Annotated in this window: 1 protein-coding gene; it reads right to left on the minus strand. The window is 32.1% G+C overall.

What is annotated here, in order from left to right:
• Nucleotides 1–764: transposase (locus N4T77_RS20110; protein ID WP_261673641.1), on the minus strand; the 764-nt coding region annotated here is incomplete at both ends.

Here is a 764-nt window from a genome sequence, read left to right on the forward strand (position 1 = left end):
CACCTACAATTCTGGATTTTAGAATGAAGTTTATTAAGGTTATATCCAAAACATAAAAGAAGGAACTCTGTTTTTACATTTCTTTTACCTCTGGATAAAAATCTTCTAAATCCGTAATCTTCTTTTAGTACTCCAAATGCACCTTCAACTTGAATTGACCTGTTAGTTCTTAAAAGTATTCCCTCTTTACTTGTTATATTTGTTAAAGATTTAGATCTTTTTTCAACAAATACCTTTGATACTTCCATTTTTCTATTTCCCTTTGCTTTGGTACACTTTTCTTTAAAAGAACAGTTTTCGCAGCTTTCACATTCATATACTGTTACTGATGCTTCGTACCCAGTCTTCGACTTCCTAGTTTTAATGCCGATAGGCTTCAGCTTTTTATTGTTATAACAGGTGTACTCATCTTTTTCACTGTCATAATTCATATTCTCCCTTTTACTGATATTCTTCTTGAACTTTGATTTCTTCATTCCTTCATAAGCTTGAGGCTTTATAAAAGATTTTTGATTATTCTCTTCTAAATATACATAGTTTTCTTCGCTTTCGTATCCGGCGTCAGCCACTATATTGGTATATTTTCTTGGAAGGTTCTCTTTTAGATTTTCTAAAAATGGAATCAGGGTAAGCTGATCAGATCTTTCACTAGAAATATCTACTCCTACTACATATTCGCCTTCAACACCTATTTGTACATTATAGGCTGGTTTTAATTGTGAGTTTCTCATATGGTCTTCTTTGAGATGCATAAATGTAGCATC

Source organism: Clostridium sp. CX1, from assembly GCF_025398335.1.
Lineage (GTDB): Bacteria > Bacillota > Clostridia > Clostridiales > Clostridiaceae > Clostridium_AM > Clostridium_AM tanneri.